Annotated in this window: 13 protein-coding genes and 2 pseudogenes; 13 read left to right on the forward strand and 2 right to left on the reverse strand. The window is 39.5% G+C overall.

All coding sequences use genetic code 11. The features are described from left to right. Positions 1-22 precede the first annotated feature (22 nt). The 12 genes and pseudogenes from ACO6S0_RS04760 to ACO6S0_RS04815 all read left to right on the forward strand — a co-directional run. A complete protein-coding gene (locus ACO6S0_RS04760) occupies positions 23-454 on the forward strand; it encodes a Fur family transcriptional regulator (RefSeq protein WP_422350856.1) in 432 nt (143 codons plus the stop codon). 247 nt (positions 455-701) lie between these two features. Continuing rightward, positions 702-1,061 (forward strand): STAS/SEC14 domain-containing protein, encoded by a 360-nt coding sequence (locus ACO6S0_RS04765; protein ID WP_422350857.1) that lies wholly within the window; start codon positions 702-704, stop codon positions 1,059-1,061. Positions 1,062-1,086: 25 nt separating this feature from the next. Next, complete coding sequence (locus ACO6S0_RS04770) at positions 1,087-1,359, forward strand: hypothetical protein (protein ID WP_422350858.1); 273 nt, start codon at positions 1,087-1,089, stop codon at positions 1,357-1,359. A gap of 161 nt (positions 1,360-1,520) precedes the next feature. Then, entirely contained in the window at positions 1,521-2,063 is a 543-nt protein-coding gene (locus ACO6S0_RS04775) for a hypothetical protein (RefSeq protein WP_422350859.1), read from the forward strand. Positions 2,064-2,088: 25 nt separating this feature from the next. After that, positions 2,089-4,056, forward strand: coding sequence for a heavy metal translocating P-type ATPase (locus ACO6S0_RS04780; RefSeq protein ID WP_422350860.1), 1,968 nt, complete (start codon positions 2,089-2,091; stop codon positions 4,054-4,056). A 489-nt stretch (positions 4,057-4,545) separates the two neighbouring features. Then, positions 4,546-4,674: pseudogene (locus ACO6S0_RS04785) on the forward strand (zinc-dependent peptidase); the annotation flags it as partial. A gap of 102 nt (positions 4,675-4,776) precedes the next feature. Further along, on the forward strand, positions 4,777-5,217 hold the full coding sequence (locus ACO6S0_RS04790; RefSeq protein WP_422350861.1) for a hypothetical protein: 441 nt from the start codon (positions 4,777-4,779) through the stop codon (positions 5,215-5,217). A 72-nt stretch (positions 5,218-5,289) separates the two neighbouring features. Beyond that, complete coding sequence (locus ACO6S0_RS04795) at positions 5,290-6,474, forward strand: TolC family protein (RefSeq protein ID WP_422350862.1); 1,185 nt, start codon at positions 5,290-5,292, stop codon at positions 6,472-6,474. An 18-nt stretch (positions 6,475-6,492) separates the two neighbouring features. Then, positions 6,493-6,774 (forward strand): hypothetical protein, encoded by a 282-nt coding sequence (locus ACO6S0_RS04800; protein ID WP_422350863.1) that lies wholly within the window; start codon positions 6,493-6,495, stop codon positions 6,772-6,774. A gap of 20 nt (positions 6,775-6,794) precedes the next feature. Continuing rightward, positions 6,795-8,297 (forward strand): efflux RND transporter periplasmic adaptor subunit, encoded by a 1,503-nt coding sequence (locus ACO6S0_RS04805; RefSeq protein ID WP_422350864.1) that lies wholly within the window; start codon positions 6,795-6,797, stop codon positions 8,295-8,297. A 12-nt stretch (positions 8,298-8,309) separates the two neighbouring features. Beyond that, positions 8,310-11,393, forward strand: coding sequence for an efflux RND transporter permease subunit (locus tag ACO6S0_RS04810; RefSeq protein WP_422350865.1), 3,084 nt, complete (start codon positions 8,310-8,312; stop codon positions 11,391-11,393). Positions 11,394-11,526: 133 nt separating this feature from the next. Next, positions 11,527-12,345, forward strand: a pseudogene (locus tag ACO6S0_RS04815) (IS5 family transposase); the annotation flags it as partial. 30 nt (positions 12,346-12,375) lie between these two features. On the opposite strand, the gene ACO6S0_RS04820 reads toward ACO6S0_RS04815, so the two are convergent. Further along, positions 12,376-13,383, reverse strand: coding sequence for an IS110 family transposase (locus tag ACO6S0_RS04820; RefSeq protein WP_422350866.1), 1,008 nt, complete (start codon positions 13,381-13,383; stop codon positions 12,376-12,378). A gap of 219 nt (positions 13,384-13,602) precedes the next feature. Continuing rightward, positions 13,603-14,496 (reverse strand): IS1595 family transposase, encoded by an 894-nt coding sequence (locus tag ACO6S0_RS04825; protein WP_422350867.1) that lies wholly within the window; start codon positions 14,494-14,496, stop codon positions 13,603-13,605. A gap of 340 nt (positions 14,497-14,836) precedes the next feature. On the opposite strand from ACO6S0_RS04825, the gene ACO6S0_RS04830 reads away from it, so the two are divergent. After that, positions 14,837-15,223 carry a metal-sensing transcriptional repressor gene (locus ACO6S0_RS04830; protein ID WP_422350868.1) on the forward strand — a complete coding sequence of 129 codons (387 nt, stop codon included), beginning with the start codon at positions 14,837-14,839 and terminating at the stop codon, positions 15,221-15,223. The last annotated feature ends 39 nt before the right edge of the window (positions 15,224-15,262 follow it).

Consider the following 15,262-nt stretch of genomic DNA (forward strand, 5'->3'; position numbering starts at 1 on the left):
TTGCTTTTGAATCAAGGTTAAAATGACCAAAACGGAAAAAATATTATCATATCACGGTATTCGCCCTACTCAAATGAGGTCGAAGATATACAAATTCCTGAAAAGGAAACAAAGTGCCGTGTCCTTTTCCGATTTTAAAAAAGCCTTTGTTCAAAAGAGCGAAACCAATAAAACAGCCAACAGAACGACCTTTTATCGCAATCTAAAGATTTTTGAGGATAAAGGATTGATTCATCAGATTAATGATGGTGTAGGGGTGTCAAAATATGCGATTTCTGATGAAAATGCCAAAGGTAAATATGGTACAGATTTACATATGCACTTTCATTGTACCGTTTGTAGGAAAACCATCTGTTTACCAAATAAAATATCGGAAGAGAGCTTGCCAGATGATTATGAAGTGAGCGATGTGAACTTGGTATTGAAAGGAATATGTGAAAAATGCCTGAAATAAAAACCCAAAGCGAAGGATGTCGCATCTTTTTGGTTGAATTGCGTTTATGTTGTTTATAGTATGTATAATCTTTTAGAAATAGGAAAAGATTGTTTTAAGGATAGCCAAAAGAGGAATGTTGAAATGGATTAGGACATTAAGATGGCAGCTTTGAAATATGCAAAGGAGTTCTTTCTGAACAAAAAAAACGGATAAAAATCGAAGAATGCTTCTGCGATTTAGCAGGATAACAATGAAAAATAGGATTATGTTACAGATAATAGAATTGACTAATGACAATGTAATTGCATCCAAAGCCTATGGTAAGCTACGTAAAGAAGATATAGAAAAAATCCATCCACTTATCCACTCCATACTGGACAAGGGAATGAAAGTCCGTTGGTATTTTGAGATGGAAAACTTTACCGGTTGGGATTTACCTGGTTTATGGGAAGACCTGAAAATGGACACAGCCCACGCCACGGACTATGAAAAGATTGCTATGGTTGGAGATAAAAAATGGCAGAATTGGATAACCCTATTTATGAAGCCTTTTACCAACGCAGAAATTAAGTATTTCAATTTAGACCAAAAGGAAGACGCCAAAAATTGGATTGGAAGCCAGTAAAGTTTATAACCGTAAAAGACAGACGATGAATAAAAAAAACATTCTTATTACCATTTTAATTGGGTTTGCCGTAGGTATTTTTATCCTTCAACCTTTTGGAATAACAATTTTCACGTTTAGCAGACAGAATTATGAAATTAATTGGTGGCAATATTTAATAAATAATTTCATTGAAATTTTGAATATCAATAGGAATCAATTTTTTAAGAACACTCTGTTTGGTTTATTGGGTGCAAGTGTTGCACTGATTTATTATTTCGGTAAAATAGAAAAGGATATAGATAACAAGAAGCGGTAAATAGTTATGGGAAAGAGCGAAATTTTTTATTTAAAATAAGTTAAGTGAAAACTTAATTAATAGCAGGCGGCTTTTATGATGTTTTTTTTAAGCAAAATGATTAATAGCATTAAAAGCAAAAGTAGAAGCTGCTTTTTTAATTATACAAGTAAAAGGATATTATGAATGTTAAACTTTGTATTTTAATAATCTTGTTGGTTACTTATTATAAGGTAAACGCCCAAAAAGTTTATACAACTGAAGAAGGTCATATTATGATGATGACTCTGGTTGACGATAAACCCGTCAAGGCTGAAAGCCATAAATTGGCACTATATCTTGATTATGATTCCAAAGTGGTCAATGGTGTACTCGATCTTAAGACTTTATCAACAGATAGTCCTGCAATCAATGCCATTTTACAACACGGGGAAGACCCTTTAACACTTCGATTTACTGGCACAATTCCATCACAGGATTTTTTATCAAAACGGCACGACCCTATCAAATTTAATTGGCTGATAGATGTTACTTATCAAGGGAAATCCTTTAAATCACAATTTAAAGCAACCATTACCCATATAGAACAAGGAGTAAGTATGTCCTGCCTGATAAGTGCATCTGGACAATTATTGGTTTCAAATACGGGGTTGAATTCCTTAATAGAGGGTATCGATGATACCATAGAGGTGCAGTTTGCACAATTGGTGTTGAGATTGGAATAACGGTGAATTTAAAAAAAAATTATAAATGAAAAAAAAGAAACTGAATTTAAGAGATTTAAATAAAACTTCATCCAATAATCACAAGCGCAATGATGGCCACAACCAAAGCAGTCCTGAAAGCGTATTAAAATTTAAAACTTATTTACCTGCAATTTTCAGTTTTGTAATGCTGATTGCAGGGATTGCTTTTGATTATTTTGAAAGCTTCCCACATTTTTCGGGCTGGATTCGCATTGTATGGTATGTCGTGGCTTATCTTCCTGTTGGTTTTTCTGTAATAAAAGAAGGATGGAACAGCATCATAAAAGGCGATTTCTTTACGGAATTTCTTTTGATGTCCATTGCCACTATTGGAGCCTTCGCCATTGGCGAATATCCCGAAGGTGTTGCCGTAATGTTGTTTTATGCGGTAGGCGAATTGTTCCAAAGTGCTGCGGTTAAAAGAGCCAAGGGAAGCATCAAGGCACTACTGGATGTACGACCTAATGAAGCCTTGGTATATAGGAACAACAATTATGTTTCTGTAAACCCAGAAACGGTTAACATTGGCGAGAAAGTGCAAGTTCGTGTGGGCGAAAAAATTCCCCTCGATGGCGTATTGCTATCTAAAAAAGGGTCATTCAATACGGCGGCTTTAACGGGCGAGAGCAAACCCGATACCATTGTAAAAGGAGAAAAAGTATTTGCTGGAAGCATAAATTTGGACGGTGTAATTGAAATAGAAACCACCAAGGAATTTAAGGATAGTTCTATTGCACGAATCCTCGAAATGGTTCAGAATGCCACCGCACGAAAGTCAAAAACCGAATTGTTCATTAGAAAATTTGCAAGAATCTACACGCCTATTGTGGTATTCTTGGCGATTGGATTAACATTTTTGCCCTACTTTTTTGTGGATGATTATGTCTTTAGCGATTGGCTATACAGGGCATTGATATTCTTGGTTATTTCCTGTCCGTGTGCCTTGGTTATCTCTATTCCCTTGGGATATTTCGGTGGATTGGGAGCAGCTTCCAAAAATGGAATTCTCTTTAAGGGAGCATCCTTTTTGGACGAAATGACAAAAGTGACCACAGTGGTAATGGATAAAACAGGAACCGTGACCAAAGGTGTTTTCAAAATTAAAAATGTCGTGGTAAATAATGGGTCATTGAGCGAAGCCGAAATGATGAAATACCTGATGGCGATGGAAGAACAGTCCACCCACCCAATTGCCAAAGCCATTATGGAATATAAAGCTGTTGGCGAAGATTTTCAGGCAACCGAAGTAACCGAAGTCGCAGGAAAAGGATTAAAAGGAACAGTAAATGGCAAAACGGTCTTGGTAGGCAACAAAGTATTGATGACTTCAAATAATATTGAAGTCCCTACCGAAACCGATACTATTGTTGAATCCATTGTGATGGTTTCAATTGAAAGCAAATTCGCTGGTTATGTAATCATTGCTGATGAGTTGAAAAAAGATGCCCACGAAGCCATCAAACAAATTCGAGAATCTGGAATTTCCAAAATCATAATGCTTTCAGGCGATAAGGATTCCATAACCCAACAAGTGGCAAAAGAAATGGGTGTGAACTGGGCAAAAGGTGGCTTGTTGCCAGAAGATAAACTGAACGAAGTTGAGCATTTGAAAAAACAATTTAATACTAAAGTAGCCTTTATAGGCGATGGCATCAACGATGCACCAGTATTGGCAGCGAGCGATGTTGGCATTGCAATGGGCGGTTTGGGCAGCGATGTGGCTATAGAGACCGCAGATGTAATCATCCAAACAGACCAACCAAGTAAAATAGCTAGAGCCATAAAAATAGGACGTTCTACAAGACGCATCGTTTGGCAGAATATTGGGTTGGCCTTTGGTGTAAAAGCTGTGGTTTTGGTATTGGGAGCAGGTGGATTGGCGACGATGTGGGAAGCTGTTTTTGCAGATGTAGGAGTAGCATTATTGGCAATTTTAAATGCGGTGCGATTACAGAAAATGAATTGGAAATAGTATAAAAGAATGTCTCAAAATAGAAGAAATAGAAGAAAGAAAAAAAAACAGAAATCATCGAATACCGACATCACAAAAAGAGATAAGGTAAAAGGTATTCTTATGATAATCCTTATGGTAATAGCCGCATTTCTGCTTTACTTTTTTGTGTTCAAAGGAAATATTCATAGGCATTAATGAATTAAGGGAATATAATATTCCAAGTGGTTTGTGTGGTTACAAAAATTGAAGTGGAAATGATTGATATGCAGTAAAAACGATATTCTATGTCAGAAAATAGACGAAATAGGCGAAATAAAAAAAAGAATAAAGTACCCTCTGTAAAAAGCAACATTACCAAAAAAGATAAAATATGGTGGGTAATAGTTATAATAATTCTAGTTATAGTCTTATGTTTTATTTTATTATTAAAACTTTTAGAAATTTTTATACCTATTGAATCATTGAACACATAGTTTTAAAATAATTATGTCTATAATCGCAGAAAAACTGAAGGAATATGGATGCACTAATCAGGCTGAATTCTTTGCCGTTGCTTCAGAGTATTTTTTTGAGCGCTCGTATTTGCTTAAAAAGAAACACCTGGAACTATATAAAATGTTGGTTGAATGTTTTTAATCAAAAGTCAATCAGTTGAAACATATAGGTCTTTCAACGAAAGTTATATGTCGTGATAAAAAACATAGTTACAAGTTTTAAAATTTTATATATTTGCATTCGATGCAAAAACCAAATAAAATAGGGGCATTTTTCTTTTTAGGCCTATTTGGCCTAATGATGTTGCATCAAGCTTTTCCACATCTCCATCATCAGCACGAGGACGCTCATTCCCGTTCAGACATTGCCCATTTGGAAGGACATCATAAACATGATGATAGTCACCTAGACAATGAAGAATCCCCATATGGTTTCTTTGGTTTCTTTATGGATATGCACGTCCACTCAACGGTGTCCAACGATATTATTGTACTTAAAAGAAATACCTTTGAGCAGCAGACTATCGTAGATAACAAGATTGTAAAATCTACTTCTGATTTTCAAGAATTTTGTTTAATTGATGATAGGCAAAACAGTAAACCGCCAATTTATCATCCACCCAATAACTATTTTAATCCTTACCTTGCATCCCTCGATTTACGGGCTCCGCCATCTTTAGGTTAATCGTTTAGGGACACCTACCGCTTACGGTAGGAATCCTCTTGTACATTAAGATTAAACCTAAAATTTCAAGCAATGAACAAATATATCGTATCCGCAATTTGCGGATGCCTGTTCTTTGTTAATGGTTTCTCACAAGATAAAAACATTGGGGAACTGCTTAACGAAATAGAACAGAACAACACAGAGTTAAAAGGCTATCAATCTTTCATTGAAAGCCAACAACTCGAAAACAAGAGCACTAATAATTTACCCGACCCGCAGCTTTTAGGGTATTATTTGCCCTTTGGCGATAATGTGACAGGAAATTATACCGAATATGAATTGTCGCAATCCTTCGAATTTCCGACGGTATATGGTTCACGCAGCAAATGGAACGACTTAAAGTCGATACAACTGCAAATGTCCTATGCTAAAAAGAGACAGGAAGTTTTGTTGGAAGCAAAAACGGTATTGATTGAACTCGCTTTCCTTCAAAAGCAGAAAGCCATTGAAACCGAAAGACGAACCCAGAGCAAACAGGTTTTCGACCAGATTCAAGAGCTTTATAATAAAGAGCAAGTCGGTATTTTGGATTTGAACAAGGCGAAAATCGCTTGGATTCAAGAGCAATTTGTTGTTCAACAGATTGAAAGCGAAATCCAAATCGTACTGTCCAAACTCAAAACCTTGAATGGCGGGAATGCCATTGATGGTTTTACAGCAGGTATTGATTTGCCTATCGAGGTTGCTGCGGTAGAAACGCTTTGGCAAGAAAGATTAGCCAGCGACCCTTCTTTACAAGAATTAAAGGCTGCTGAAATGGCCTCATTTCAAAAAGTAAAATTGGAAAAAAACAAGGTGTTGCCCAATATGGCACTTGGTTATAATTATCAGGGCGTTAGTAGTGGTCATTATTCAGGTTTTTACGGTGGTCTTTCCATTCCGTTGTGGAACAGCAAGAACAAGGTAAAAGCGGCCAAAGCCGATTATGAATATCAGCAATCGAACACTCAAGTAATTACTGCTTCGCTTTACGCACGATTTCAGGAAACATACAATCGATACGAATTGATTTTCGAAAAATACAATGAATATCAAACCACAATGGCCAACTTAAATAGTGAAGAACTGCTCTTTAAGGCCTATATATTGGGTGAGTATTCATTTATGGATTACTATGTAGAGCTTCAGTTTTACCGCAATGCATCAGATAAACTGTTGCAGATGGAAGAAGAAATCCAAATGCTACAAGCGCAACTCTTAAAACATCAGTTATAAAATTTTAAAATAATAATTATGAAATCGAAGATTCACGAATACCAAAACAAATATTTGGCAATGAGTAAAATTTCAAAAATAATATACGTAATAGCCATAGGTTCAATGATTACCATAACCTCTTGCAGAGATACAAAAACCCAAGGTGCCGACGACCACGGCCACGAACACAATCCTGATGGTAGTCATATGGAAGAAGAAACCATAGAGCAAGAGGAATTTCAAGTAGGAAAAGATTCTATGGAAAAAAAGACCGAAACCCACAAACACGATGATGGTGCTGAACACCACGACCATTAAAAATCAAATAAATACGAAAGATGAAATATATAATAATAGTGCTCGCCTTTTTGGCAATGTCCTGTAACAACAAGGCAGAAGACGCACACGCACATAATGCGGATGGCAGTCACATGGGAGAAGAAATCCCACAATTGAGCCACACCATCTGGACGCATAAAACAGAGCTCTTTGTAGAATTTCCTGCTTTGATAGTAGGCAACCCAAGCAAGTTTGTAGCCCACTTTACTGTTTTGGATAAACACCAGCCCGTTCGGGAAGGTTCTGTAACGGTTAGTTTGATAAAAGATAGTCAAGGCATCAGAAATACGGTAGATGAACCTTCATCACCAGGTATTTTTTCACCTGCTATCCAACCGAAAGAAACTGGAAACTATCAATTGGTTTTTGAATTGAAAACATCCGATTATTTTGATAAAATCACGATTGATGATGTTACGGTTTATGCTAATGCAGACGACGCCATAAAAGCTTTGGGTACTGCCGAAGATGATGGAAGTATCTCGTTCTTAAAAGAGCAGGCTTGGAAAATCGATTTTCAGACCGCACCTGTCATTTCAGGTAAAATTTACGATGTCATCAATACGTCAGGTGTTTGGATGCCATCGCCGGGTTCAACAAAGTCCTTGGCAGCAAAATCCAATGGTGTGGTAGATTTTAAAGTAAATAACCTAACCGAAGGAACAGAAGTAAAACAAGGTCAGTTGTTGATGAGTTTGAACAGTCAAGGCTTGACCTCAAACAATTTAAGTACGGATATCGCTTCCGCGAAAGCGACCTTCCAACAGGCTAAATCCGAATATGAAAGAAAGAAAGAGCTATACGAATCCAAAATAGTCCCAAAATCTGAATTTGAAAAAGTGGAGAGCAATTTCGAAATAGCCAAAGCCAACTATCAATCATTGGTATCTGGTGTTTCGGGCGGAAGCAAACAAATACGTGCACCTTTTGATGGTTTTATCAAATCCATAACCGTTTCAAATGGCGATTATGTTGACCAAGGTGTTGCTCTTGTAACTGTTGGAACGCAACAATCCAGAGTGTTAAAAACACAGATAGCACCTTCTTATGGGATAACTATGGGAAATGCACAAGGCATATGGTATCAAACCAAGAATGGTCAATGGCGGAATGTTGCAACTTCTGGAGGTTCAATTCTTTCTATTGCTAAAGATGTAGATAATAACAGACCACTTATTTCAGTATTTGCAAAGGTTAATGAGGATGTCGATATGCCAGAAGGTAGCTTAACACAGGTCCAAATTGCAATGGGAAATGCGACACAAAACAGAATGATTCCTGTAAATGCTTTGTTGGAGGATTATGGAAGTTATTCAGTAATGGTGCAACTTTCAGGAGAAAGTTTTGAAAGGCGACCTGTAAAGATTGGAAAGCGCAATGGCGAAAATGTAGAGATACTGGAAGGTCTGCAAATTGGCGAAGTGGTGGTAACAACCGGAGCGTATCAAGTTAAAATGGCTTCAATGTCCGGTTCTACACCGTCGCACGGCCACGAACATTAAAAGCGAAGAGAAATGTTAAACAAAATATTATCAATTTCACTTCAAAACAGGTTGCTCATTCTATTGGGAGCGGTTGCATTGAGCGTGTTGGGCGTGTATTATGCCCGCACAATGAACGTCGATGTATTCCCAGACCTTACGGCACCTACGGTAACCATTCTTACCGAAGCCCACGGAATGGAATCTGAAGAAGTAGAAAAATTAGTGACCTATCAACTGGAAACGGCCTTAAACGGTTCGCCCAATGTGAGACGAATCCGTTCGTCATCGGCAGCAGGTGTTTCCATTGTTTGGGTAGAATTTGAATGGGGAACCGATATTTATCGTGCACGTCAAATTGTAAGCGAACGCATACCGATGGTACGTGAGAACCTACCCGAAGGTATAGGAGCACCAACAATGGCACCTATTTCATCCATTATGGGAGAAATTATGCTGTTGGGCGTAACGTCCGATAGTTTATCGCCTATGGAATTAAGAACCTTATCAGATTGGACAATCAGACCACGCATAAAAGCGATAGGCGGTATTGCCAATGTAGTGGTTATCGGTGGCGATTATAAACAATACCAAGTATTTGCCAATCCTGAAAAGATGAAGTATTATAGTGTAAGCCTCTCTGAATTGGTGGAACACGTGAAGGAAGCAAATCAAAATGCGCCTGGTGGTGTAATAAACCAATATGGCAATCAGTACATCATAAAGGGAAGCGGTAGAGCTTATGCGTTGGAAGATTTGCAGGAAGCCGTCTTAAAAGAAGTGAATGGTCAAACCATCAAAATAAAGGATGTAGCCACGGTACAAATTGGAGCAGCCGATAAAATTGGCGATGGTTCATTAAATGCAAAACCCGCAGTTATTTTGACCATTTCAAAACAACCTGATGTAAATACACTGGATTTGACAGACCGATTGGATAAGGCCATTGCCGATTTGGAAACCACCTTGCCGAAAGGTGTCAACATCAAAAGCCAAATCTTTAGACAATCCGATTTTATTGACGCTTCCATCAGCAATTTGAATCAAACTTTGTTGGAAGGTGCATTCTTTGTAATGATTATTCTGTTTATCTTTTTAATGAACTGGAGAACGACGCTCATTTCCTTGTTGGCAATCCCTATTTCATTATTGGTGTCTATCATCATTTTAAAATGGCTGGGATATACCATAAACACAATGAGTTTAGGAGGTATGGCCATCGCTATCGGTGCACTGGTAGATGATGCTATCATCGATGTGGAAAACGTGTATAAACGCTTGCGAGAAAATATTAGAAAACCAAAGGCAGAACGTCAATCAACAATTACGGTTGTGCGAGACGCTTCCGTAGAGATACGAAGCTCAATTATTATCGCTACGCTTATCATTATCGTTTCATTTGTACCCTTATTCTTTTTAAGCGGAATGGAAGGACGTTTGTTGCAACCGCTGGGAATAGCCTTTGTGACTTCGGTTTTAACATCCTTGATTGTTGCTGTGACGGTAACCCCAATTTTGTGTTCTTATTTATTGAACAATGAAAAATTGTTAAAGAAACAATCCGAAGGAACCCGTGTAGAGAGATGGTTACTGAAATATTATGGCGACCTTTTGGAACGTGCGACTAAAATTCCTAAAACAATTATAGGCGTAACGGTCATTGCCTTTCTGTTAAGTCTTTTGGTTGTAACGCAATTGGGAAGAAGTTTCCTTCCGGAATTTAATGAAGGTTCATTGGTAATTAGTGTGGTTGGTCCACCCGGAATGTCCTTGGAAGAAAGCAACAAAACAGGAAAATTAATTGAATCGATATTATTAGATTTACCAGAAGTAGAAGTCGTTACACGCAGACAAGGACGTGCCGAACTGGACGAACACGCACAAGGCGTAAATGCTTCGGAAATTGATGTGCCTTTTGTACTCGAAGACAAAACCAAAGAAGAATTCTTTGAAGAAGTCCGCAATAAATTAAGCATTGCACCTGGCGTAAATATTACTTTGGGACAACCTATTGCTCATCGTATTGACCATATGCTTTCTGGAACACGTGCGAACATTGCAATTAAGATTTTTGGTTCCGATTTACAACGTTTGTTCGAAGTTGGTAAAAGCGTAGAGCAGAACATCAAGGATATTGATGGACTGGCAGATGTTGCGGTTGACCAGCAGATTGAAGTACCACAAATACGTATCAAACCCAAACGCCAGATTCTCTCGGCTTATGGAATGACGGTGGGAAATCTTATGGAACAGGTGGATATTGCTTTTGCAGGGGAAGAAGCCGGCGAGATTTATGAAGGACAACAGTATTTTGATTTGGTAGTGCGCTATGAAAAAACGTTTAGGGATAATATTGAGAACATCAATAAAACCTTAATTAGTTTGCCGAAAGGCGGACAAACTACGCTGGGTGAATTGGCAACGGTACAATCGGTAAGCAGTCCAAACACCATCAACCGTGAAGATGTACAACGAAAAATTGTGGTCGCTGCCAATGTTCAAGGTAGGGATTTACGTGGTGCTGTAAACGAAATAAAGGAAGTCGTCGCCAATAACGTGAATATGCCAGAAGGTTATCGTGTACAATATGGTGGACAGTTTGAAAGTGAATCCAAAGCATCGCAATTACTTATGTTTACGGCAATTATCGCCATAGCAATAATTTTTCTTTTGCTGTATTATGAATTTAAGGATGTGAAATTGGCGTTTGTTGTGTTGATAAACCTGCCTTTGGCATTAATTGGTGGAATCTTGATAGTATATTTCACGTCAGGAATCATCAGTATTGCAGCAACTATTGGCTTTATAAGTCTTTTCGGAATCGCTACTCGTAATGGTATTTTATTGGTATCACGATATGAAGATTTACGAAAGGAAGGAATACAAGGATTTCAGTTGATTAAGACTGGAGCTTTGGACCGATTAAATCCAATTCTAATGACTGCCTTTACAACAGGATTAGCATTAATCCCATTAGCCTTAAAAGGGGGCGAACCCGGAAGTGAGATACAAAACCCAATGGCAGTTGTCATTTTAGGTGGTTTGTTGTCAGCTACGATATTGAATTTGGTGGTAATTCCTTGTGTGTATCAATTAGTTCTGAAAAAAGAAAAATAGTAAATTTATGTTCGTTTAAAAAGCCTTCTTACATTGGTATGAAGGTTTTTTATGCTGAAGTGATTTAGACTTTTTTTGGATCGAAAGATAGGGCTACGGATATTTGTGTTGCGACACCCAAATTCCATAGCCCATGTACAAAGTACTTGACAAAGATATCATAGAAATGGAAATAGTGCCCAACATTCCGATGCCCAGGCGCGGTTTTCCCCCGAGGGTGGAACTCTCCGAGATCGTCAATGCCGTTCTTTACAAGATGAAGACAGGTGTGCAGTGGGAATACTTGCCCGTAACTTCCCTTTTTGCCGAAAGGGCATTGACCTGGCAGGGCGTTTACTACCATTTCAGGAAATGGTGCCTGTCGGGCACCTTTTACCGATGTTGGACGGGCATACTTGAAAAGTACCGGGAGAGGCTCGACCTCTCCAGCGTGGACCTTGACGGTAGCCACACCCCCGCCCTAAGGGGCGGACAGGGCGTGGAGTACCAAGGCCGCAAGCGCAGGAAGACCACCAATGCGCTGTACCTGGCCGACAGGCAGGGATTGCCCCTTGCCATGTCCGAGCCCGTGGCGGGCAACCATAACGACCTGTACGACATAGAGGTACAGTTCGAGGTGGTCACGGCAACACTTGAGAATGCCAAGATAGATGTCAACGGTCTGTTCCTCAATGCGGATGCAGGTTTTGATTCCAAGGATTTCAGGTCGGCCTGTGCAGCCAAGGAAATCAACGCCAACGTCTGTTTCAACAAAAGGAACGGGAGCGTGGAGAGGGACGAATATTTTGACCAGGAACTATATGATGAAAGATATGCGATAGAGCGCACCAATGCATGGATGGACAGCTTCCGCTCACTGCTCAACAGGTTCGATACCACCACGGAAAGCTGGAAAGGGTTCAACTACCTCTCCTTCATCGTGCTGGCCCTGAAAAAGTTCAAAATCAAAAAGTTTAAATATACTCTAATAAATTGCAAGTTATTAAGCCACTATTTTAGTGGAGCTGGTTATATTTTTCTTTCTTGGGTCCAGGCATATATACTCCTGGCAGTATGGTGTTTTGTTTTTTACCACACTGTAAATGGTCCTGAGCATTTTATTGGATACATTGTTCATTATTAAGTAATGAGGTTTGCCCTCCATTTGTTTCTTTTGATAATACAATCTGTACTCTTTATTATGTTTGACCGCCGATTTGGCACCCATGTACAATAGCGCTTTGAGTTTTCGGTCGGCAAAAGGGCTCGTTTTCCGTTTTCCCACCATTTTACCCGATTCATTGGGGAACGGGCAAACCCCGGCATAGGAAGCTGCCTTTCGGGCCGTATCAATGTTTTTAAAGTTACCGGTTTTTATAATCAAATCCGTTGTGATTACAGGGCCTATCCCTTTTACGCTTGTCGCCAGTTCATAATTCTCATTGAGTTCCGCGTCAGCCTTTATGATCGCTCCCATTTCTGCTTCTACGGCATTGATCTCTGTATCGAGTTTTGATAAGGCCCGGTCGGTATGCCGTTGTACACTGATGCTTTGCATGGGCATATGGGAACGGCTATGCTCTCCGGTACGCAACAGCTTCCTTGCCTTGACCAATTGGGAACGTAGGGCATATAAGGATTTTAATTCAACGATAGTTTCGGGATCATAGGTTTTAAAGGTAAGTCTATCATAGAAACGCTCGCCGTACTCTCTGATCCTTCCCGCATCGATAGCATCGGTCTTGCCCTTAATGAGCCCTAGGCTATGTTTGATCGTATACCCGGGGACCAACGCTATTTTTATGTCTCTTTGATTGCTCAGAAAAACCAATAAATCCCCATAAGGCCCCGTATTTTCCGTACATAAAACAGCTTCATCAGGTACTTTGTCCAGAAACTTCGATATGCCGTTTAATCGATTTTTCACTTGTTGGTTCTTTTGTTTTCCGTTTTCATCGATGTAATTGACATCGAATTTTTCCATTGACAGATCAATTCCATATACTTGCATAAATAGTTTTTATTTATGTTCCGCATTGAGTGGCTGACATCGTGATAATGGGTTTTACCCTAAATACTCTCTGGCTTTAACTCAATATAATCTGCTGTTCTTGATATTTAGCTTAGATTTTATCTGATGAGTTCATAAAGTTAGGGCAGCAGATGGAGCTTTTTTGCCAAAGTAATACTTCACGATTTATTATCTATTCTTAAATTTAGAGGTCAGTAGTTAGTTACTTATTAATTGTGGTTGATATATTTTGTTCCTATGGACCATCTTGGTGATAAGGTTGTTGAATATCGTATCCTTGCTTTGGGAACGGTTGATGCGGAAGCAGAATTCATTGAAGTACCTGTTCAGGTTACCATCGCTGACCCAGGAATATGTCGTTCTTATCCAAGATTTCACTTGGTGGATCATTGTGTGGAGCGCTTTGAAGTTCAACCCTTTATTGCTTTCTATCTGGGTGATATCATAAGCTTTCGCTATGGGCCTGTAGCCCCTCCACTTATCGGTCGTTACCTGCGCTTGTCGACTGATGTGGTTTACGAAGATGTATTGTAGGGATCGTGCGGAAAAATCATCGATCTTCATCGCGTACATTCTCTTTACCTTACCGTCCCGGGTAAGTTGGACGGCCGTTACCGCCTTCTTTTTCTTGCCATCATAGCTCCTTCCCGTTTTTCCCTCGTCCTTTCCGCCAAGGACAAATTCGTCAACGTGCACTTCTCCGTCCATGGGGTCGTTGCCGCTTGATGCCATTGCTTCCCTGACCTTGTGCATAAAGAGTCTGGCGGTCTTTTCCGTAACACCATAGCGGACCGCCATATAGCTTGCCGATAGGCTCTTGGTCGTTGTTGCCATCTCGAAACAGATGAAAAACGCCTTTCTGACCCCGAACTTCACTTTATGGAAAAGTGTATCGGCAGTGGCCGATTCAATATGCCCACAGATATTGCACTGTCTGGCGAAGTCCTTGCGGATTTGACAGGCCGTATGGTTGCAACGGGTACATTTGTATTCACTTTTGGCCTTTATCGATGCCAAATATTCCTTGCAATCTTCATCGGTCTTGAACCGATCGGAGAACTCTAGAAGATTTTGGCCCTTGAAAACATCCATAATATCATATATTTACAAGTAATAAAAATACGTATTTAAATACCGACCTCTACTTAAATTTATTTTTCAGAGTACAAACTAACGATGAGTTCGCTATTAAATTTTCCAGTCCCACTCGGTCCATTCCCCTATATTCCGCAGAAAATGCTTCATTCCGGGAAAAGAGCTGCACTCAAAAAAGGTCTTGGACACAATCCCCAATTTTAGCTTTCCATTCCGCTAACCCTTCCCGCTACGCTAAGACGTGCACAGACCATTTTTTATTCCCTTGCGGGGAATATGAGCAACTGTTCATGCCCTTTTTTGAAATATTGGACGAAAGGAAAACAACAAAAACGTTATGATCTCTTCAGATTTGACCAGGGACATCAAAGTATCCATCAAAACGGCAATGGGCCAGTTAAACTACGTGTTGGAACAGGTGGATGACGAACAGCAGGCAGAGAATATCCTGCTCCAGTTCAAGGCCGTCCGGGCCATTTTGGACAAAGCTACTTTTGAACTTTTGGACGATGTGTACCGAAAGGCCATGGCGGAAAAGATATCTGCCGCGCACCAAAACTGCCATGGAAACTGTGGGGATGAGGACAACATAGAACGGTTGCGCAGGCTGTTCCCGGAATTTTCCCTCGAAGATGTTCCACAAAAACTCAAAGAAGCGGAAGAGGTCGAGATTCGCCTGAAAAAATATTTATCGGAAAAAAACTTGGACACCCCCCATTCCTGAGTCCTAACTTGGAGGCATTGTTCAATTTAAAAAACAAAG

Source organism: Flagellimonas sp., from assembly GCF_965233845.1.
Classification (GTDB): domain Bacteria; phylum Bacteroidota; class Bacteroidia; order Flavobacteriales; family Flavobacteriaceae; genus Flagellimonas.